At 67.5% G+C, this 20,355-nt stretch carries 17 protein-coding genes; 13 read left to right on the top strand and 4 right to left on the bottom strand.

Annotation, left to right across the window (positions count from 1 at the left end):
- The first annotated feature begins 52 nt into the window (after positions 1-52).
- The gene (locus IPK85_25805; protein ID MBK8250780.1) at positions 53-1,504 is read left to right on the top strand and encodes a peptide MFS transporter; all 1,452 of its coding nucleotides are present in this window, start codon (positions 53-55) and stop codon (positions 1,502-1,504) included.
- A 52-nt stretch (positions 1,505-1,556) separates the two neighbouring features.
- Here IPK85_25805 and IPK85_25800 read toward each other — a convergent pair whose 3' ends face one another.
- From IPK85_25800 to IPK85_25790, 3 genes are all read right to left on the bottom strand, one after another.
- On the bottom strand, positions 1,557-3,248 hold the full coding sequence (locus IPK85_25800; GenBank protein MBK8250779.1) for a BamA/TamA family outer membrane protein: 1,692 nt from the start codon (positions 3,246-3,248) through the stop codon (positions 1,557-1,559).
- 12 nt (positions 3,249-3,260) lie between these two features.
- Positions 3,261-3,821: a hypothetical protein gene (locus tag IPK85_25795; protein MBK8250778.1), complete on the bottom strand. Its 561-nt coding sequence runs from the start codon at positions 3,819-3,821 to the stop codon at positions 3,261-3,263.
- 120 nt (positions 3,822-3,941) lie between these two features.
- Positions 3,942-4,652, bottom strand: coding sequence for a hypothetical protein (locus IPK85_25790; GenBank protein ID MBK8250777.1), 711 nt, complete (start codon positions 4,650-4,652; stop codon positions 3,942-3,944).
- Between the two features lie 181 nt (positions 4,653-4,833).
- On the opposite strand from IPK85_25790, the gene IPK85_25785 reads away from it, so the two are divergent.
- From IPK85_25785 to IPK85_25770, 4 genes are read left to right on the top strand one after another with little or no spacing between them, the layout of a single operon-like run.
- On the top strand, positions 4,834-5,937 hold the full coding sequence (locus tag IPK85_25785) for a glycosyltransferase family 4 protein (protein ID MBK8250776.1): 1,104 nt from the start codon (positions 4,834-4,836) through the stop codon (positions 5,935-5,937).
- Between the two features lie 55 nt (positions 5,938-5,992).
- A complete protein-coding gene (locus tag IPK85_25780; protein ID MBK8250775.1) occupies positions 5,993-6,754 on the top strand; it encodes a glycosyltransferase family 2 protein in 762 nt (253 codons plus the stop codon).
- A 1-nt stretch (position 6,755) separates the two neighbouring features.
- Positions 6,756-7,511, top strand: coding sequence for a DUF3108 domain-containing protein (locus tag IPK85_25775; protein ID MBK8250774.1), 756 nt, complete (start codon positions 6,756-6,758; stop codon positions 7,509-7,511).
- Positions 7,472-8,470 carry a hypothetical protein gene (locus IPK85_25770; protein ID MBK8250773.1) on the top strand — a complete coding sequence of 333 codons (999 nt, stop codon included), beginning with the start codon at positions 7,472-7,474 and terminating at the stop codon, positions 8,468-8,470. The genes IPK85_25775 and IPK85_25770 overlap by 40 nt, the downstream gene beginning before the upstream one ends.
- Before the next feature lie 134 nt (positions 8,471-8,604).
- Here IPK85_25770 and IPK85_25765 read toward each other — a convergent pair whose 3' ends face one another.
- Entirely contained in the window at positions 8,605-8,829 is a 225-nt protein-coding gene (locus IPK85_25765; protein MBK8250772.1) for a hypothetical protein, read from the bottom strand.
- A gap of 240 nt (positions 8,830-9,069) precedes the next feature.
- Between IPK85_25765 and lipA the strand changes: the two genes are divergently transcribed.
- The 8 genes from lipA to IPK85_25725 all read left to right on the top strand — a co-directional run bounded on the left by lipA (position 9,070) and on the right by IPK85_25725 (position 20,150).
- Positions 9,070-9,984, top strand: coding sequence for a lipoyl synthase (gene lipA / locus IPK85_25760; protein ID MBK8250771.1), 915 nt, complete (start codon positions 9,070-9,072; stop codon positions 9,982-9,984).
- Positions 9,985-10,139: 155 nt separating this feature from the next.
- Complete coding sequence (gene pdhA, locus IPK85_25755; protein MBK8250770.1) at positions 10,140-11,159, top strand: pyruvate dehydrogenase (acetyl-transferring) E1 component subunit alpha; 1,020 nt, start codon at positions 10,140-10,142, stop codon at positions 11,157-11,159.
- Positions 11,159-12,139, top strand: coding sequence for a pyruvate dehydrogenase complex E1 component subunit beta (locus IPK85_25750; GenBank protein ID MBK8250769.1), 981 nt, complete (start codon positions 11,159-11,161; stop codon positions 12,137-12,139). The genes pdhA and IPK85_25750 overlap by 1 nt, the downstream gene beginning before the upstream one ends.
- A 142-nt stretch (positions 12,140-12,281) precedes the next feature.
- Entirely contained in the window at positions 12,282-13,529 is a 1,248-nt protein-coding gene (locus tag IPK85_25745; protein MBK8250768.1) for a 2-oxo acid dehydrogenase subunit E2, read from the top strand.
- Between the two features lie 241 nt (positions 13,530-13,770).
- Positions 13,771-17,289, top strand: coding sequence for a hypothetical protein (locus IPK85_25740; protein ID MBK8250767.1), 3,519 nt, complete (start codon positions 13,771-13,773; stop codon positions 17,287-17,289).
- Between the two features lie 141 nt (positions 17,290-17,430).
- Positions 17,431-18,837: a dihydrolipoyl dehydrogenase gene (lpdA, locus tag IPK85_25735; GenBank protein MBK8250766.1), complete on the top strand. Its 1,407-nt coding sequence runs from the start codon at positions 17,431-17,433 to the stop codon at positions 18,835-18,837.
- Between the two features lie 46 nt (positions 18,838-18,883).
- Positions 18,884-19,585: a lipoyl(octanoyl) transferase LipB gene (lipB, locus tag IPK85_25730; GenBank protein MBK8250765.1), complete on the top strand. Its 702-nt coding sequence runs from the start codon at positions 18,884-18,886 to the stop codon at positions 19,583-19,585.
- An 85-nt stretch (positions 19,586-19,670) separates the two neighbouring features.
- Positions 19,671-20,150, top strand: a complete 480-nt coding sequence (locus IPK85_25725; GenBank protein MBK8250764.1) for a hypothetical protein — start codon at positions 19,671-19,673, stop codon at positions 20,148-20,150.
- Positions 20,151-20,355: the final 205 nt, after the last annotated feature.

Here is a 20,355-nt window from a genome sequence, read left to right as displayed (position 1 = left end):
GACCTCACCCCGGACCTTCTTCGGCCACCCCGGCGGACTGTCCACACTCTTCATGACAGAGATGTGGGAACGGTTCTCGTATTACGGCATTCGCGGGTTGTTGGTGTTGTACATGGCGGCCCCGCTCGCCAGCGGAGGGTTCGGCTTTGACCGCGCGGAGGCCTCGGCGATTTACGGGATCTACGCGGCGTCCGTGTACCTCGCCTCGCTTCCCGGCGGGTGGGTCGCGGATCGCTGGCTTGGCTTGCAGCGCGCCGTCTTTGTCGGTGGCGTGCTGATTGCGCTCGGCCACCTCGCCATTGGACTCTCCGCCGCGTTCGAGCAGGCCGCATTCTTCCTCGGGCTCGTCTTGATCGTGCTGGGGACCGGGCTGCTCAAGGGGAACGTCTCGGCGCTGGTCGGCGGCCTGTACCCGGAAGGTGGGGCCCGGCAGGATGCGGGATTCTCCATCTTCTACATGGGGATCAACACCGGTGCGTTCATCGCGCCACTGATCACCGGGTTCCTCGGCGAGAAGATCGGCTGGCACTGGGGCTTTGGCACGGCCGGCCTGGGGATGTTGGTCGGTCTCTTCGTGTTCCGGGCGCAAGCGCGCCCCCGCCTTGGGGACAATGGCCTGCATCCTTCGGGCACACCGGCCGAGCAGGCGCGGGCGCGCACCATCTCCCTCGCGGTGTTTGCGCTGGCCTTCCTCGTGGTAATCCTGGCCATGTTCGGCGTCTTCCGGCCGGACCCGGTGGTGATCGCGGGGCAGATGAGCACGATCATGCTCACGATGTCGGCGCTCTACTTCGCCTACATGTTCCTTTTCGCCGGACTCACGACCGATGAGAAGAAGCGTGTCGCGGTGATCATGGTGCTGTTTGTCTTCTCCATGTTCTTCTGGGGCGCCTTCGAGCAAGCGCCCACGTCGCTCAACCTGTTCGCCGCCGACTTCACCGACCGTTCCCTGTTTGGCTGGGACATGCCCGTCTCCTGGCTGCAATCGCTGAATTCGCTGTTTGTCATCCTGTTCGCTCCGGTCCTTGCGATCGTGTGGGAACGCCTGGGGGCGAAGGGACGGAACCCCTCGAGCCCCACGAAGTTCGCGGTGGCCCTCATCGGCGCCGGACTCGGCTTCTGGCTCATGGTGAACGCGGCCGACCGGGTCGCCGCCAGCGGCGGGACCCTCAAGGTCTCGGTGTGGTGGCTGACCGCGAGTTACTTCCTCCAGTCGATCGGGGAGTTGTGCCTCTCGCCCGTGGGGTTGAGCAGCATGATCCTCCTGGCCCCCAAGCGGTTCGTCGGCCAGATGATGGGGGTCTGGTTCACGTCGATCGCGTTAGGCAACTTGTTCGCCGGCATCGTCGGGGGCGACGTGGACCCCAACCAGCTGAACGCCATGCCCGACCTCTTCCGGCGCACCGCGTTCGCCCTCTTCCTGGCAGCTGCCGTCCTGGCCCTGCTCATCGTGCCCATTCGCCGGATGATGGCGGACAAGGCGGGGGGCCAGGCCAAGGCGTAACGGGTCCGCGCGGTCCGTGGCGGGGGCATCCGGCCCCCGCGACCGGGACGACTTACGGCCAGCGGAACACCGACTGCGGCAGCACGCGCTCCCGCGCGGAGCGGATGTCGTTGGGCAGTCGCCAGAACTGTTGGGTGCGGTCCTCACTCGTCAGGCGCAGCTCGAAGCGCGCGCCGTCGCGGCGGTTGGTCGGCAGGGCGAAGTCCACGCGGTACATCCGCTGCGAACGCGCCGGAGCTGCGGCGATCAGCGAGAGACCGACCGACTGCCGCCACCCGCTCGACGTGCCTAACGGCGACCCGTCCGACTCGATGATCCCGGCGTCGACGAATGCCGCCACGCCAACCGCAGCGGCCCCGCGGATGTTGGCGATCCTCCACCGCTCCTCCGCCCGGGCGATCACGCGGCTCCCGCCACCAAGCCACGAACGATGGTAGCCGCGCAACCCACCACGCCGGTCGGCAAACGTCAGTTGGACCGGCGTGCGCGAGTCCCGCACCGCTGACCAGCTCAGGTCCACCGTCACCAGGTGACGCGGATGCGGGCGCAGGTACCCCGCCGCACGGCCGTTCGTCACCAGGTCGTTCCACTCCCCGGTGTCACTGCGACGCGCCTCCACATCAGCGTCGATCGCCGCGAACGTGCGCGCCCCGGCAATCCCCGCGTACAGCTCACTCCCCACGTACGACTCCCCGCGAGAGGCCCCGCGCGAGGTCGGCAGGCTGCGGCCAATCGTGGAACTCAGCTGCACCCCGGTGCGCAGGTCCTGCGGGGCATTCAACGCATCGAACCCCGTCACGCGACGAAACCGTACACGACGAAACCCCAGCAGCGCGTTCAACCGAACGCTGCGGAACGGCGCATATCGGCCCATGAGCGCGGTGGTCGTGTCCGCCACGATCCCCCCGGGGGTGATGACGACAGGTGTTTGTCCGGGCTCCACGTCCTCCACCGAGAACTGCGTCCCGATCAACCCCATGCGCGCCGACGGCCCGATCCGCCCGATCACGCTCCCCTCCATGAACTCGCGACGCACCGGGATCGAGGCGGGCCGTTCGCCCCCGCGAAAGAACCGAGTGTACTCCTGACTGCCGCCTGTCGACAGACGCCATGCCACGCGTTGCACGTCCGTAAGGAACGGAAAGGCCACTTGGCCTGACCAATCGTACCCCAGCTCACGACGCCCGCCTCGCAGGTCCAGCTGGTACGGCTTGGCAAAGAGCTGGTAGTTCGTGTATCGCCCGGCGAAGACATCGCGGTAGAAGCCTCCATCACGCCACTGCCCCGACGCGTACACGGCGTTCCCGAGAAGGTTGGCGCTCCCCAGGGTGAAACGCGACACAAAGGGCGACACTCCCTTGATCCCGGCATCGAGCACCACCTGTGGTTCATCGACCGTGATGACCTCGATTCGCACGCCCGCCCCGTCAGGGTAGGCCGTGACCGAGGCGTCCGCGATGAACGGCATTGCGAGCAGCAACCGCTCGCTCTCCGATCGACGCAGTGGTGTACAGCGATCGCCAGGCTTGAGGACCAGGAGGGCGCGAATCACCCCGGCCGAGGTCGTGCGATGGACATGTGTCACTGCGCGGCCCAGCCAGGGAAGGCGGTCCATCGACGCCCCAAACGACGGTGCCTCGGTCCGCACCACCACGTCGGTGATCACCTGGCCCGCGCACCGGACCTGCGTCCGGCCCTGCGCGACCGCGGCCAGAGGGCACGCCAGCGCCAGGGCGCCGGCCACCACGGTGCGCAGCTACAGCCCCATGCGGCGCTTCAGCTCCGCGAGCTTCGCGTCCGCGTCCGCCTCGTGGGTGGCGCGCCGTTGCGCGCGCCCGAGGCCGTCGAGTTCCGTGTCCAGCGCGGCATCGCGCGACAGTGGATCCGCCCCCGTCGCCTCGTCGACTGCCCCCGAACGAAGCCCGGACCCAACCCCAGCCTGAGCCGCCTTGAACTGCGTCGTCATCTCCTCGACATCACGCTCGACCATGGCCAGCTCGCCACGCTCCACGTCGAGCCGCTTCTCGAGCAGCGCCACCTTCTCGACGAGTTGAGCCTCAAACCGCTGCGCCACGGCCACCGTTTCGGTGTCCCCGATCCCTTCGGCCAGCGATCGCCGCCGCTGCACCGTCTCCAGTTCCGTGCGCTCCCGCCCCAGCCGTGCCTCCGTCTGGCGAAGACCGGCGCGGAGGTCGTCCACCGCCATCCGGGCCCTCACCAGGGTCTCGCGCATCTGGTGCAGCGCCTCCCGCCGGTCGCCCGGAGAGACGTTGCCATGCAGCAGGTCGTGCAGCGCCTGTTTGACGTCGTCGAACATGCGCAAATGATAGCGCCGACCAGCCGCGCCCACGAGATGGGTCGCCCCGGTGAGGCACCGCCCCGCACCGACTTTTCGAAGAACCTCTCCGGCCCGCTCAACTGGTGCGGCGCCCGCGGATCAGCTCCACATCACCTGGCGGATCAACTTGTCGGCCGAGTGGAAATGCGGAAAGAAGACCCGGTCGCTGAGCCGATTGAGCGCAAGGCGCCACTGCGGGAAGTGTTCGGCCGCCTGCTCAAAGACGTGCTCCACGCCGTGAGCGTGCGCCAACCGGTGGTGCGCCGCCATCTCGTAGCCGCGCCGTCCCATCTCGTCGAAGTAGTCCAGGCCGGGGCCTCCGCGACGGTGCCGCTGCGCCTCGATCCGGTCGGGAAACAGGCCGGCCAGCCACAGGGCGTAGTGCCCCATGTGTGCGCGCGCCAGGAACGCGCGGGTGGGATCCCCGCACTCCGCATCGACCGCCAGGTCGGCGAGCGTGCCGTACGTCACGTCGTCGTGTTCGCGGATGCGCCGCGCGCGATCCCCAAGGCCGAAATGCAGCACAATGGACGACACGAAGTCGGTGGCGGTCCGGTCGTCCTCGCGCACCTCGCGCAGCGCACGGCGCACGAGCACGTAGATCATGAGGGGAAGTGACGCGAGCGCCCCCGTCTCCTGCGAGCGCAGCGCGTCACCCAGTCGCGGGTCGTCGATCAACACGTCGATCCCGCGATCCCGCACCGCCTTGCGCAGTTGGGGTTCGCCGGCAGGATCGAGGCGCACGAGCAGCTGGAGAGCCAGCTCCGCATCGTTGCGGGTGAGGCGTTGGCGAATCGAGCCCAGCAACATGGTGATCCTCCGTGACTGTGTGGGTGACCCGTACCTGCGCTGCCGTACACCAGGCGTGGGGGCGTGCTCCAAGGTTCCATGCGCCACCGGCCCCGCCCCTCCTGCTCGTCGTATCGACGCGCGACCACGGAGACTTGAAACGCGCGTTGCCGCAACGCGTGATCGCTCGCACCTTTCCGACATGGCTGCTCCACTCGCACCCCTCGCCCCGCTCCGCCTCCTGCATGTCGATGCCGGTCGCGAATGGCGGGGGGGCCAACGTCAGGTCTTCCTCCTGGCGCGGGGACAGCGTGATCGCGGGGGGGAGCCACTCGTTATCGCCCAGGCGGATTCGCCCCTGGTCAAGCGGCTTCGCGCCGCTGGCATGGCCGCATCGTCGCTTCGCATGCGCGGCGACTGGGACCTCGGGGCCGCCCGTCGGCTTCGCGCACACATCAAGGCCTGGCGTCCGGACGTGGTCCACGCGCACGACGCGCGGTCGCACGCCCTCGCTCTGGTCGCACTGCTCGGCCTCCCTCGCATCCCCCTCGTGGTGACCCGCCGCGTGGTCTTCGTCCCTCGCGGGCGGTTGAAGTACGGACGACGCGTGTCGCGGTTCATCGCGATTTCTCAGGCTGTCCGTAGCGCGCTCGTCGAAGGAGGCGTGACCGAGGATCGGATCGACGTCGTGTATTCGGGCGTACCGGCGCCGCGCCCGGAGCCGCCCCGCGATTGGCGCGTCGAGCTCGGATGGCCGCGCGACGCCGTGATTTGCGGACTGGTCGGCGCCATGACCTCCGAGAAGGGCACATCGCTACTGCAGGAGATCACCCACCAACTGAGCCCTGCGGCACGGTCGCGCTGTCGGCTGGTCCTCCTTGGGGGTCGGGGCGCAGGGCTCGAGGAGGTGAGCGGCGTGCCGTGTTTTCGTGCAGGCTTTGTCGACGCCATCGGGCCCGCCGTGGCCGGGCTGGACGTCTTGTGGCACCCGTCTGCGGCTGAAGGGCTCGGGACCTCGGTGATTGACGCCATGGCGCTCGGTGTCCCCCCGGTTGCCTTCGCAGTCGGCGGGCTCCCCGAGTTGATCTCGGCGGGGACATCGGGCCTCCTGGTCCCGGCGGGCGACGTCACGGCCTTTGCCGCCGCCGCCTCGCGACTCATCGAGGAGCCCGCCGTCCGCAGTGCGCTCGGTCAGGCCGGACCCGGTCAAGCCGCCCGCTTTGGCGTGGATGCCATGGTTGATGGCAACGAGTCCATCTATCGTGCGGTTTTGGCGGCCCAGACCTCTGGCGCAGCTCGCGGGTAAAAGCCGCGGGGCGCTTGCGTTTCCCCCCTTGGGTCTGGCCGATTACCCTTCCCTCGTGCTCTACATCTGCATTCCCGTCCACAACGAGGCCCCCACCATCGGGGTGCTCCTCTGGAAACTCCGCGCCGTGTTCCAGGACTACGCGCGGGAGTATGAGATCATCGTCTTCAACGACGGCAGCACGGACGCGACCGCGGAGACGCTGGCCGGATACGAGTCGGTGCTTCCCCTCACGATCCTCGGCGGGGACAAGCACGTTGGGTATGCCGCCGCCCTGACCGAGTTGTTCATGGCAGCTTCGGCCCGGACCAAGTACGCCCGACGGGATGCCGTGATTACCCTCCAGGGGGACTTTACCGATCGCCCCGAGCTGATTCCGGAGTTCGTGAAGCGCTTCGAGGGTGGTGCCGACATCGTCGTGGGGGAAGTCGCTGCGCCGGCACCCCTCGCCACGCCGGTGCCGGTGCGCCGACTGCGACGCCTCGCCCCGTTCGCCCTGCGCCCGTTTGTCCGCACCGCGGGAATCGCTGATCCCTTTGGCTCGTTCCGCCTGTATCGGGTCTCGGTGCTTCGGGACGCCCTCAAGGCGGCAGGCGATGGTCCGATGCTCGCAGGCACCGGCTGGGCAACCAATGTCGACGTGTTGCTCTCGTCGGTGCCCCACGCGCGACGAGTGGAGTTGCTCCCCCTCGAGCCGCGTTACGACCTGCGCATGCGCGACTCCCGCCTGCGTCCCATGTCCGATGCGTGGGCGCTGTTCACGTATGGCCGGTCGGCGCGACGCCGCTCGCTGAACGAGTTGCCCGCCAAGCCGTAGGATGCGGTTCTCGCTCGTGGCCCTGTTCGCGTTCCTGCCCGCCGGACTCGCCGCGCAGCCACCGGCGGCGGAGGCCGGCACGCCGGTGCCGTTCGCGTTAGGCGAGCGTTTTACCTACGACCTCAAGTTCGGCAAGATCAAGGTCGGCGAAGGCACCATGGAGACCCTGGGCCTGGAGACCATCCGCGGCATCGAGGCCTGGCACACGCGGTTTCGCGTGCGCGGCGGCGTGCCGTTCTACCGGGTGGACGACGTCCTCGAAAGCTGGTTCGCCCGCGACGGTCTCTACTCGCTCCGCTTCGTCCAGGACCTGGAGGAGGGCGGCAAGGTGCGCGAGCGCCGGTACGAGATGTTCCCCGAACGGCAGGCCTTTCGTGAGGGCGATGCCCCGGAACAGCCCAGCGTCGCCGCGCCGCTCGACGATGGCGCCTTCCTGTACTTCGTCCGCACGCTGCCACTTGAGGCCGGGCACACCTACTCGTTCGATCGCTACTTCCGGCCGGATCGCAACCCGGTGGTCATCAAGGTACTGGGTCGAGAGACCATCAAGGTCCCGGCGGGGACCTTCCAGACCGTCGTGATCCAGCCCGTCATCAAGTCGAAGGGCATCTTCTCGGAGAAGGGTGAAGCGCGCATCTGGCTCACCGACGATGCGCAGCGCATGATGGTGCAGATGAAGTCAAAGACGAAGATCGGTTCCCTCAACCTGTACCTCACATCCGCCCGCCACGCGCCCGCCAACGCGACACCGCGTTAGGCACCCCCGAGGCCGACCTCGCGCGGGTTCGCACCGTTCCCGTCCGGGCCCGGCCCAACAAGGTCAGCGCCACCGACTTCTCCCGCGCCGTCCCCGACGCGGAGCGCACGTTCGGCGCCTTTCTGGACGCCCTCCCCGACATCCTCGTCGCCCGCGACTTCCGCCAGGTCGCCCGCGACGTCGCCCAGGCGACCCGGACCGGACGCGCCGTCGTCGCCATGCTCGGCGGGCACATCGTCAAGACGGGGCTGGCGCCTGTCCTGATTGATCTCATGCAACGCGGGGTCATCACCCACATCGGGATGAACGGGTCCGCCGCGATCCACGACTACGAGATGGCGCGCTTTGGGGCGACCTCGGAGGATGTGGCCGCCGGCCTGCGCGACGGCACGTTCGGAATGGCGGAGGAGACGGGACGTGAGTTGAACGACGCCTTCGTCCGCGGAATGGCGGAGGGGTGGGGGATGGGCGAATCGGTCGCCCGCGCCCTCGAAGCCCGCACCGACCTCGTCAACGCCGAACTGTCGGTCCTGCTGGGGGCCCGACGCCTGGGGGTCACGACCAGTGTGCACGCCGCGTTAGGCGCGGAGATCATCCACCAGCACCCGGCCGCTAGTGGAGCCGCCATCGGCGACACCTCACATCGCGACTTCCGGCGACTGGCCGCCGCCCTCGACGGGCTGCATGAAGGCGGCGTCGTGCTCAACCTGGGCAGCGCCGTCATCATGCCCGAGGTCTTTCTCAAGGCGCTGACCGTCGCCCGCAACCTCGGCGCCGGACGACCCACCGGGTTCACCACTTGCGACCTGGATATGCAGCGGCACTATCGGCCGCGGATGAACGTGGTGCAGCGCCCCACGTTGGAAGGCGGCCACGGCTACGAGCTGACCGGCCACCACGAGATCATGGTGCCGCTGCTCGCTTGGGCGATCGTCGAGGAACTCGCGCGCCCGGCGTGAGCGAGGAGCGCCGTGCTACCAGGCACCCGGTCACCGAGCCGAAGGTGCGGAGCACGAGGGACGGGAGCTAAAGCCCAGCTCCAGCCCCGGGCAACCAGTCGCAGCGAAAAGCCACCGACAACAGCCCCGCTTTCCTACCCCTCCATCCCCGCCCACTTCTCCCGCATCCGGCGCGCGGTATCCGGACTCAGGATCCGGACCACCAGGTAAATCGCCGCGCCGACCAGCCCGACGAAGATCGCCATCTTGAGCAGCGAGATCAGCAGGGCAAAAAACACCGCAAACACACCAAAAAGCACCTTGAGGAGGAACAACCCTCCAATGGCGAACAAGCCGATCATGAACACTGTGCGGAGCATCGTACCACCCTCGTGCAATTCGTTTTTCCGGTCTTACCCGGAGCCATTCCCTCAACAGAAGGGCATACGCGCCACCCCCCTGCTCCGTTTCACAAACCCCCGCCAGGCTCGTACCTCTCCAGTGTAACCCCCGGCCGTCGGGTAGGCGGTTATCCAATGGCGCCGAGCGTGTCGCGGCGGCTACATTCCCGCCCTTGGCGCCCGAAACTCGTGGAGTCCGGGCCGCATTGAGATCCCAGAATGGCCGAACAGCTCTATCAGATCCTGGGACGGAAACGCGCCGTCCCGTTGCCGGAACGCAAGCCGCCCTGGCTGAAAGTCAAGGCGCCAGGCGGAGCTAACTACATACGCCTCAAGGGCTTGATGCGCGAACTCAAGCTCAACACGGTGTGCGAGGAGGCGCATTGTCCCAACGTGGGTGAGTGCTGGGAACACGGCACGGCGACCTTCATGATTCTTGGAGACGTCTGCACCCGCAACTGCGCCTACTGCGCCGTCAGCCATGGGCGGCCCCCCGTCTACGACATCGAGGAGCCTGCCCGCGTCGCGTCCGCCGCAGAACAGATGTCCTTGCGACATGTCGTGATCACCTCGGTCGACCGGGACGACCTTCCGGATTTCGGGGCGCACATCTTCGCCGAGACCATCCGTCTCGTCCACGAGAGGGTCCCGGGATGTTCGGTCGAAGTGCTCGTCCCCGATTTCCAAGGGAACGAAGACTCGATCCGGAAGGTGCTGGACGCCGGACCGGAGATCTACAACCACAACACCGAGACCGTTCCGCGGCTCTACAAGCGTGCCCGTCCGGGCGGCCGCTACGAACGGGTGATGAACATCTTCCGCACCGCCAAGCGCATAGCGCCGGCGATCCCTACCAAGACCGGGATCATCCTCGGATTGGGCGAGGTCGTCGAGGAGGTGCTGCAGGTCATGCGCGACCTTCGGGAAGTGGACGTGGATATCCTCACGCTCGGGCAATACCTCCGCCCGTCCGACGCCCATCTCCCAATCGACCGATACTACAACCCGGAAGAGTTCCGGCAGCTCCGCGACGCGGGGCTCGCCATGGGATTCCGGCACGTGGAAGCGGGGCCGCTCGTTCGCTCCAGTTATCACGCCTGGGAGCAGGTCCAGGCGGCAGGGATGGCGACCTAGGGAAGCGTACCGCTTCCTCGTTCGCCATACGGCAGTCCAGCACGCACCACCGGACCGCGATGCCGCTGCGGCAATAGGCCGCACCGCACCGCTCCGTTGCACCTCCCCGGGACACCCATCCCGCGGAGAACCACGGATCGTTGCCCACACCACCAATGGCCAAGAAGAAAGCTGACGCCCCGGCAGGCAGCACCGCGGGCGCCACCGACGCTGCGACGCGCGGGGAGCTCCTGCGCTCGATGCTGCTGCAACGCCGATTTGAGGAACGCTGTGCCGAGGCGTACGCGCTCGGCCGCATCGGCGGCTTCTGCCACCTGTACATCGGGCAGGAAGCCTGCGGCACCGGCGTGATCTCCATGTTGCGCCCCGACGACTACGTCATCACCACCTACCGCGACCATGGTCAGGCACTCGCGCGCGGCATCACGCCACGCGCCGTCATGGCCGAGCTGTTCGGCCGCAGCGACGGGTGCGTGCGCGGCAAGGGCGGATCGATGCACCTGTTCGACCGGAACACGAACTTCCTCGGCGGGCACGGCATCGTCGGCGGCCACGTCCCCATCGCCACCGGGGTCGGCTTCGCCATCAAGTATCGCGGCGGCGATCAGGCCATCGCGTGTTTCATGGGCGAGTCGGTGGTGAACACCGGGGCCTTTCATGAGGCCCTGAACATGGCCGGGCTGTGGAAGCTCCCGGTGGTGTACATCATCGAGAACAATCGCTACGGGATGGGCACCGCGCTGGAGCGTGCGTCGGCCATCCACGACATCTACCAGCGCGGTGCGGCGTACGACATGCCGCGCGGCGTCGTGGACGGTCAGGACGTCCTTGCCGTGCGACAGGCGATGGGTGAGGCGCTCCAGCGCGCCCGCGCCGAGTCGATGCCCACGCTGCTCGAGGTCCGGACCTACCGGTTCATGGGGCACTCGATGTCGGATGCCGTCAGCGGGACCTATCGCTCGAAGCAGGAACTCGAGGAGTACATGCAGCGCGACCCGATTAACGTGCTGCGGCAGCACATGGAGGCGCTCGGCGAGGTGGACGACGCCCGCATGGCCGCGATGGATGACGAGGTCCGCGCCGTGGTGCAAGACGCCTGGGACTTCGCCGAGGCGAGCCCGGAACCAGCACTGGAGAGTTTGTACGAGGACGTCCTGGTGGAGACGACAACCTGATGCCGATCATCACGTACCGCGACGCCCTCAACCAGGCGCTCCGCGAAGAGATGCAGCGCGATGACCGCGTCTTCCTCATGGGCGAGGAAGTCGCCGTCTACCAGGGAGCATACAAGGTCTCCAAGGGACTCCTGCAGGAGTTCGGCGAGATGCGCGTCGTCGACACCCCCATTACCGAGCTGGGGTTCGCCGGCGTGGGCGTCGGCGCCGCGATGGTCGGACTGCGCCCGGTCATCGAGTTCATGACCTGGAACTTCGCCCTGCTGGCCATCGACCAGGTCGTGAATGCGGCGGCCAAGATGCTCTACATGTCCGGCGGCCAGTACCACATGCCGATGGTGTTCCGCGGCCCCAACGGCGCCGCGCTCCAGTTGTCCGCCCAGCACTCCCAGGCCTTTGAATCGTGGCTCGCACACATCCCGGGCCTCAAGGTGGTTTCCCCTGGCACGCCGTACGACGCCAAGGGGTTGCTCAAGGCCGCCATCCGGGATGACAACCCGGTGGTCTTCTTTGAGGGCGAAATGATGTACAACCACAAGGGCGAGGTCCCGGATGGGGACTACATCGTCCCGATCGGAAAGGCCGACCTCAAGCGCGAAGGTGCCGACTGCACGCTCGTGACCTACGGCAAGTCCGTCCCCCTCGCGCTGCAGGTGGCCGACACGATGGCGAAGGATGGCATCCAACTCGACGTCCTGGACCTCCGCACCATCCGCCCGCTGGACACCGAAGCCCTGACCACCTCGGTTCGCAAGACCAACCGCGTCGTGGTACTCGAAGAAGGATGGGAGTTCTGCGGTGTCGGCGCGCAGATCGTGGACTACTGCCAGCGCGATTGCTTTGACGACCTCGACGCCCCGGTCGTGCGCGTTCACCAGGCCGATGTCCCCATGCCCTACGCAAAGAACATCGAAAAGGCGGCCAAACCCGATCTCGCCAAGACGGTCGCCGCCGTACGCAAGGTGATGTACCTGGACTAACGGCAGACGGCAAACGGCGATTCGCGGGTGCCGCCTCCAGCACCAGGCACGCAACCAGTCTTGGGCGCAGCACCCGGCACGAGCAACAGAAGGCAACACGCAGCTACCAGATCCAGCTACACGCCACCAGCGACCAGCATTCATGGCTACCAAGATCTTCATGGAGGCCCTCTCTCCCACGATGGAGGAAGGCCGCCTCGTCAAGTGGCTCAAGAACGAGGGCGACGCCATCAAGAATGGCGACGTGCTCGCCGAGGTCGAAACCGACAAGGCGATCATGGAACTCGTCGCCCGCGGGGAGGGCGTGCTGCGTAAACGACTCCTTGCCGATGGCACCACCTCACCGGTCGGTGCCCTCATCGGGGTGATCGCCGGCGCAGACGAGAACATCGATGCATTGGTCGGCAGCTCAGCGCCCATCGCGAGCCCGCCCCCTCCAGCCGCACCGAGCGCCGTCGCGCCCACCGCCGTCGCCCCGGCAACGCCCACAGCCCCCCCGCAACCGGAAGCCGCCCCCACGGGACGACAGCGCTCCTCACCGCTCGCCCGACGTCTGGCGTCCGAACGCGGGATCAACCTCGGCACCCTCCAGGGGTCCGGCCCCGGCGGACGCATCGTCAAGCGCGATATCGACACGGCGCCGACCACATCCCCATCCGTGGCCGCCCCTGTCGCGGCCATGGCGCGCGCTGCGGCCCCCGCAGGGCCGGGGCACCGGGACGTGCCCCTGACGCAGATCCGCAAGACAATTGCACGCCGCCTCGCCGAATCGATCGGCCCGGTCCCGACCTTCTACCTCACCGCCGAGGTCGACATGGAGCGCGTCGCCGAGATGCGCGCGGCGATGGCGGAACTCGGGGATGCGTACAAGGTGTCCTTCAACGACGTCGTCCTGAAGGCCGTCGCCACGGCGCTGCACCAACACCCGGAATGCAACGCCCACTGGCTGGGCGACGCGATCCGGTACTGGGATCGGGTACACCTCGGCATGGCGGTGGCCATCCCCGATGGCTTGATCACTCCGGTGATTTTTGACGCCCATCTCAAGGGATTGAGCGCGATCGCGGCGGAGTCGCGCGACCTCGCCGCCCGCGCGCGTGACCGCAAGCTCAAGCCCGAGGAATACACCGGCTCCACCTTCTCCGTCTCGAACCTCGGGATGTTTGGCATCGACCAGTTCACGGCGATCATCAATCCCCCGGAGGCCGGGATCATTGCCGTTGGTGGGATCGAGGCCAAGGCCGTCGTGGTGAACGGTGCGGTGCAGGTTCGCCGTCGGATGCGCATCACGATGAGCTGTGATCATCGGGTGATCGATGGAGCCCTTGGGGCGAAGTTCCTCCAGACGCTGCGGCGGTTGATCGAGAATCCGTTGATGCTGGCGTACTAGGACGGGCAGACGGCAGTGGGCGGACGACGGTAGACATTGGGCCTCGGCGAACGCTGGGGCCTTTGTCGTTCGCGGCTTCTTCAGACGCGGCACGAGCAGCACGGGGGTACTTCCCGTGCTTCGTCTCGACCGCGGCGCGCGCCCGGACCAACAACCGATGTGATGCCCGTCACACGCCGGGCTCAGCCGTTGCTGGAGCCGCTTGCGAGGCGTCTTTCGTGGACTGCCTCCGCGTGCGCCGATGATGTCCACGACTCGAATCTCCCGCTTCGCCCTCCGCCTTCTCGCCTTGACCACGCTCGCCGCCTGCGGCGGCAGCGAGGGCGGACCAGCCGGTGGGGGAAGCGGGAATCGACTCGGCACCCTGACCGTCACCCTGAGTGGTCTTCCCGCCAGCGCCGCCGGCAACGCGATCGTCTCCGGCCCCTCTGGGTTCTCGCGCACCGTCGCTGCCACCGAAACCCTGAGTGACCTCGCCCCGGGGGCCTACACCATCGTTGCATCCGAGGTCGTCGACGGTGACGACCGATACGCCACCACCACGGCCTCGCAAAGCGTGACGGTCGGTGCCGGTCGGTCCGCAACGGCGACCGTCGCGTGGACCATCGCCACCGGCGCCCTGGCCGTTCAGGCCACCGGGCTGCCCACTGGGGCCGCCCCCATCGTCGGCATCACGGGCCCGAACGGCTACGCGCGTACCGTCAACGCCGCCGGTCGCGTGGGTGGTTTGGCCCCCGGGACCTACACCGTGACAGCATCCCCCGTCGCCGCCGAAGGGCACACCTGGACGGCATCGACCGCACCAGTGACCGTTCAGGTCACCGCGGGCACGACACCGGTGCCGGCCGCCCACACCTGGCAGCTGGCCACGGGCGCCGTCACGGTAGCCATCACCGGCCTCCCGGGTGGAGCTGCCGCCACCGCCACCCTGGCCGGCCCCAACGCCTTCAGCCGCACCGTCCAGTCCGGCGAGACGGTGACCAACCTCGCCCCGGGCACCTACACCGTTGCAGCGGCGTCCGTCGCCGTCGGCCCCGACCAATACCAGGCCGGTGCCGCCCAACAACTGGTGGTCGCCGCCTCGCTCGAGCCGATGCCCGCCACCCTGACGTATGCGATCGCCACCGGACGCCTGGCGGTTGACGTCAGCGGACTCCCGAACGGTGCCTCCGCCCAGGTGCGCGTGACCGGCCCGGACAACTTCCTGCGGACGCTCACGGCCAGCGAAACCATCCTCGGCCTCGCCCCAGGCACCTATTTCGTTACGCCCATCACCGTGGCCATCGCGGGAGTCACCTGGGGGCCGAGCACCGGACCCCTGACCGTCGTTGTCGCCGCGTCGAGCCTGCCGGCGCAAGCGGCCGTGCGGTACGCCATTACGCGCGGCTCCCTGTCGGTCGTGATCAACGGCCTGCCGCAGTCGATCCCGGCCAACGTGACCGTGTCGGGGCCGGAGAACTACAGCGCGACCGTGGCGACGACGTCCACCCTCACGGGACTCAAGCCGGGCACCTACACCATTAGTGCTGGCGCCACCCCGGCCGGCGTCCACGTATACGCAAGCTCGAACGCAAGCCAGCAGGTCACCATCGCCGCCAGCGCCACGCCCTCCCAGGCGAGCGTCGCGTATGCCCTCGCGTCAGGCCTCGTCAGCCTCACCGTGACCGGCCTGCCAATCAGCGTTCCCGCCACCCTCACGCTTACCGGCCCTGGCGGCTTTAGCCGCCCCTTCACGGAAGGGGCGCTCATCACCGGTCTCACACCAGGGGCCTACACGCTCTCCGCGGCGATCGCCCAAAGCGGCAACTCCTATTGGGCGCCGAATCCCGCCTCGCAAACCCTCAATGTCGTCGCTTCCACGGTCGCCCTGCAGGCCACCGTCAACTACGTGACGGCCACCGGCGCCCTGAACGTCACGATCGCTGGGCTCCCCGGAGGAACGAGCGCCGCCGTGACCATGACCGGGCCCGGCGGATTCTCACAGGTGCTCACGCAATCCACAACACTCAACGGTCTGCTTCAGGGGGTGTACACCCTGGTCGCGGCACCGGTCACGGTCGGTGCCAGCACCTACACTGTCACCCCGGCCAGCACGCTGGCCACCGTCGGTGGCGGCGTCACCTCGAACATCACGGTCACCTACACCACGAGTGGCGGGCCCCCACCACCACCCGCGGCCCTCAACCTCTCGATCGACGGCATGCACGTGCAGCAAGTCGTGCAGACCTACGCGGGCGGCGTACCACTGGTCGCGGGCAAGGACGGCCTCCTGCGCGTGTTTGCCAAGGCCAATACCAGCAATACCACGTCGGCGGCCGTCCGTGTCCGCTTCTATCAGGGCACCACGCTCCACTCGACCGTCACGATTGCCGCCCCGTCCTCCGCCGTGCCGACGAGTATCAGCCAATCCCCGCTGACAAACTCGTGGAACACGCTCATCCCGGGCTCCCTGATGCAGCCGGGGCTCAAGATCCTCGCCGACGTCGATCCCACCAACGCCGTCGTCGAGTCGTCCGAGAGCGACAACACGTACCCGGTCTCGGGAGCCGCAGCCACCATGGATGTGCGGACGCTGCCGTCCTTTGATGTGCGGCTGGTCCCGGTCACCCAGAGCGTCAATGGCACCACCGGGGGAGTCAATGCGGGCAACGCGGGCTCCTACCTCTCGGCTTCGCTCGCCATGTTCCCCATCGGGACCACCAACATCGACGTGCGGGCCGCCTATACGACGAATGCGCCCGTGCTGCAGGCCGACGACGGCAACGGCGCCTGGGGCCAGGTCCTGTCCGAGCTGAATGCCCTCCGAACGGCGGATGGCTCCACCCGCTACTACGCCGGCATTGCCCGCGTGAACTACACCTCCGGCATCGCCGGCCTCGGGTATGTCCCGGGCCGTGCCACCCTCTCCTGGGACCACTTGCCGAGTGCATCGGAAGTGGTTGCCCACGAGCTGGGGCACAACTTCGGACGGTTTCACGCCCCCTGCGGAGGCGCCGGGAACCCGGATCCGTCCTACCCGCACTCGGGGGGCAGCATCGGGCACTACGGGTACTCCCTGACCAGCGCCGCCCTCAAGGCCCCGTCGATGGCCGACCTCATGGGCTACTGCTCGAACATCTGGATCTCCGACTATACCTACAACGCGGTGCTCAACTACCGCACCACCAACGGATTCTCGGGCAGCGCACGCGTTCTTGGGGGCAACCCCAACCCACGGCGCGGGCTGCTCGTGTGGGGGCGCATCCAGCGCGGGCAGCTGATCCTTGAGCCCGCCTTCGAGGTCAACGCCCCGCCCGCCCTTCCGGAACGCGCCGGTCCTTACCGCCTCGAGGCCTTCGGCCCCGCTGGTGAGTCCATCCTCAACCTCGCCTTCGACGTCCAGGTACCTGGCGACAGTCCGGATCCGACGGCTCGGCACTTTGCCTTCGTCATCCCCGCCGACATGCTGCGGGACCTGGACCTCTCCCGTATCAGGGTCTCGGGGAACGGGCGTCAGGCAGAACGACGCGCCTCATCCGCTGCTCGCCAGGCGACCGACGGACCGACCATCGAGCGGGAAGGCCGTGGCGTTCGCGTCCGAGGCGGCGATAACTCCGTCACCGGAGTCCTCGTTCGCGACGCCCGGACCGGCGACATCCTCTCGCTCGCCCGCGGCACCAGTGCACTGGTCATGACGACCGGCACAGAGCTGGAGATTACGGAGTCGGATGGCGTGCGCAGCCAGACGCGCCGGGTTCGCGTAGCCCCCGACCGACGCTAGATCGGGCCGACGAAGGGCTGCCCCGCGCTCGGACGCGGGGCGGTGAGGCGGAGGACGATTCCCGAGGGGAGAGGCCGATACCCATGGGGCCGCGATTAGTTTCCAGCGGCACCTGACCCCGACTCTCGACCTCTTCTCGTCATGGCTTCGTACGACGTCATTTTCATTGGTGGTGGACCCGCCGGCTACGTCGGCGCCATTCGCTGCGGGCAACTCGGCCTCTCGGCTGCGGTCATCGAGCGCGAGGCCCTCGGCGGGACCTGCGTCCTGTGGGGATGTATCCCCGCCAAAGCCCTCCTCGCCTCCGCGGCCGTCGCCAACCAGGTGAAACATGCGGCCGACTTCGGGGTCACTGTCGGCGAGGTGAAGCTCGACTTCGGCGTGGCGATGAAGCGCTCGCGCAACGTCTCGACGCAAAACTCCAAGGGGGTCGAGTTCCTGTTCAAGAAGAACAAGGTCACCTGGATCAAGGGGGTCGCCAAGCTCGGCGGCGGCAAGAAGGTCGTGGTCACCGGGGCCGATGGAAAGACGGAGACCCACGAGGCCAAGAAGGCCGTGGTGATTGCCACCGGCTCACGCGTGAAAGGACTCCCCCAGGTTGGGCTCGAACTCAACAAGACGACCGTGATCTCGTCGGACGAGGCCCTGGTCCTGGAAAAGGCCCCCAAGTCGATTGCCGTCGTCGGCGCGGGCGCGGTGGGCTGTGAGTTCGCCGACGTGTTCAACGCGTTCGGCTCCGAGGTGCACCTGATCGAGGTGATGCCCGGCTTGCTGCCGCTCGAGGATGCCGACTGCTCCGCCGAATTGGGCCGCGCCTTCAAGAAGCGCAAGATCCAGCTTCACCTCGGGGCCAAGCTCTCCGATGTGAAGGTCGGCAAGGACTCCGTCACGTTCTCGGTCGAGGAAAACGGGAAGAAGGAAACCCTCGAGGTCGAGAAGGTCCTCGTCGCCGCCGGCCGTGCACCTAACGTTGAGCAGCTCGGGCTCAAGGAAGCTGGCGTGCAGCTTACCGAACGCGGCTTCATCAAGGCCGACCCAAAGAGCTACGAGACCACGGCCAAGGGGATCTACGCCATCGGCGACGTGATCGGCGCACCCATGCTCGCCCACAAGGGCTCACGCGAGGGGCACATCCTCGCCGACCTCCTCGGCGGGCAGCATGCCCATGCCATCAACTACGGCAACATCCCCAACGCCACCTACTGCCACCCGGAAGTCGCCTCGATTGGGCTGACGGAGGCGCAGTGCAAGGAGAAGAAGCTCGACTACAAGGTCGGCAAGTTCCCCTTCTCGGCCAACGGTCGCGCCCGCACGGCCGGTGAAACGGATGGGTTCGTCAAGATCATCCGCGACGCGAAGTATGGGGAAATCCTCGGTGCTCACATCGTTGGGGCCCACGCGACGGAACTGATTCACGAACTGCTGGTCGCGCGCGAGAACGAGTACACCGTCGAGGAGATCGACCTCGCCATCCATGCGCACCCGACCCTGTCGGAAGCGGTGGCCGAGGCGGTGCTCGACTCGATGGGGAAGATGCTGCACGCCTGACCGCATGGGTCCCCGGCGAAAGCCGGGGCCCATGACCGACGCTGAGATGTCCCTCCCCTCCCTCCTCGTTTCCGACCTCGGCACCATGCCGTACGCCGCGGCGCTGGAGCTGCAGCGGGACGTCGCCCGTCGCCGGATCTCGGGCGAGATCGATCAGGACGTGTTGCTGCTCGTTGAGCACCCGCATGTCGTGACGCTCGGTCGCGCCGCCAAGCAGGCCAGCCTCGTCGCGACGCCCGAGTTGTTGCGGGCGCGAGGCGTCGAGGTGTTCGAGGTCGAGCGCGGCGGCGACGTGACCTACCATGGCCCCGGACAGCTGGTCGGTTACCCGGTTTTCGACCTCAAGCGCCACCGCAAGGACCTCCACTGGTACCTCCGCCAAGTGGAAGAGTCGCTCATCGTCGCCCTCGCCACCTTCGGGATCGCCGCAGGACGGAACCCCGGATATACCGGTGTTTGGGTCGGTGCCGATGGTGACCGTTGGCTACGGAAGATCGCGTCGATTGGCGTCCATGCCCGGGACTGGGTGACGTGGCACGGATTCGCCCTCAACGTCAGCACCGACCTCTCGTTCTTCGACCTGATGGTTCCCTGTGGCATTGCAGACGTCCAGATGACCTCAGCGGCCACCGAGTTGGCGCCCATGCGTGTCGAGCCCACCGTCGTCCGAGAGGCGATTGCAGTGGCATTTGGGCGGGTTTTCGAGCTCACCCCGGTCTCTATGACGGCCGCTGGCTTCAGGGGGTAGCCGCCATCGGAAACACCGCGGTCGGCTGCGTGTACCCAAGGCCACTGCTAGATTGTGGCCCTCGTACCAGTCCTTGACCGACCCTATGAACAGCAGACAACGCTCCTGCCTCGCCACCGCAGCCGCCCTGGCCGCCGCCGCGTGTGGCGATCAGCACATCCGCGCCCTCGATGAGGGGATTTCGCGCGACTCGACGCTGCGGATCCTGGCCGATGGAGTCGCCCCGCGTGGGGACACCATCCAGAACGTGTACAACCGCAAGCGGTTCCTCGTCGACGGACGCGAGTTTGACATCTACATGTTTGATGCTGGGAACCGCCGTCTCTGGGCCGATCCGGAGGTCGAGGACAAGGAACTCGTCCCGGTGGTGGTGGTGAATGGCAAGCTCGAGGGATGGGGCTGGGGGCACATGGACGATGTCACGTCCAAGTACGGAATCCTGATGCGTGCCAGGGACGTTGCCGATGCGGCAGCCGCTGCCGCGGCAAAGGTAGTTCCGGTGCCTCCGTCGGATCCGATCCCCGCTGCGCCCGATTCTGCGAAGCCGGACTCGACGCAGAAGTAGCTGACGGTACAGAGAGACTGCGAAAGGGCCGCCCCCCTGAGGGGCGGCCCTTTTCGCATGTACCCGCCGTCAGGCGGTACTGCTCTGGCGTATTGCGGCCCGACGCCACCCGAAGGCAGCGTGGCGGCGCGATAGCGGGCCTCCGGAGCCCACCAAGGGCCCAACGCACAGCGGGCCCCGCCTTTCGGCGGAGCCCGCTGCTTAC

Source organism: Gemmatimonadota bacterium (assembly GCA_016712265.1).
Classification (GTDB): Bacteria; Gemmatimonadota; Gemmatimonadetes; order Gemmatimonadales; family Gemmatimonadaceae; genus RBC101.
Note: the sequence above shows the minus strand (reverse complement) of the source record. Positions and strands in the feature narration are given on the sequence as shown.

Bases quoted from the DNA above. Each gene is read 5' to 3' on its own strand.
- lipA (MBK8250771.1), top strand. From the start codon at position 9,070: ATGGCCGAACAGCTCTATCAGATCCTGGGACGGAAACGCGCCGTCCCG.
- lpdA (MBK8250766.1), top strand. From the start codon at position 17,431: ATGGCTTCGTACGACGTCATTTTCATTGGTGGTGGACCCGCCGGCTAC.
- IPK85_25790 (MBK8250777.1), bottom strand. From the start codon at position 4,652: ATGTTGCTGGGCTCGATTCGCCAACGCCTCACCCGCAACGATGCGGAG.
- IPK85_25805 (MBK8250780.1), top strand. From the start codon at position 53: ATGACAGAGATGTGGGAACGGTTCTCGTATTACGGCATTCGCGGGTTG.
- IPK85_25740 (MBK8250767.1), top strand. From the start codon at position 13,771: ATGATGTCCACGACTCGAATCTCCCGCTTCGCCCTCCGCCTTCTCGCC.
- IPK85_25725 (MBK8250764.1), top strand. From the start codon at position 19,671: ATGAACAGCAGACAACGCTCCTGCCTCGCCACCGCAGCCGCCCTGGCC.
- IPK85_25795 (MBK8250778.1), bottom strand. From the start codon at position 3,821: ATGTTCGACGACGTCAAACAGGCGCTGCACGACCTGCTGCATGGCAAC.
- IPK85_25745 (MBK8250768.1), top strand. From the start codon at position 12,282: ATGGCTACCAAGATCTTCATGGAGGCCCTCTCTCCCACGATGGAGGAA.
- IPK85_25750 (MBK8250769.1), top strand. From the start codon at position 11,159: ATGCCGATCATCACGTACCGCGACGCCCTCAACCAGGCGCTCCGCGAA.
- IPK85_25775 (MBK8250774.1), top strand. From the start codon at position 6,756: ATGCGGTTCTCGCTCGTGGCCCTGTTCGCGTTCCTGCCCGCCGGACTC.
- IPK85_25765 (MBK8250772.1), bottom strand. From the start codon at position 8,829: ATGCTCCGCACAGTGTTCATGATCGGCTTGTTCGCCATTGGAGGGTTG.
- IPK85_25785 (MBK8250776.1), top strand. From the start codon at position 4,834: ATGGCTGCTCCACTCGCACCCCTCGCCCCGCTCCGCCTCCTGCATGTC.
- lipB (MBK8250765.1), top strand. From the start codon at position 18,884: ATGTCCCTCCCCTCCCTCCTCGTTTCCGACCTCGGCACCATGCCGTAC.
- pdhA (MBK8250770.1), top strand. From the start codon at position 10,140: ATGGCCAAGAAGAAAGCTGACGCCCCGGCAGGCAGCACCGCGGGCGCC.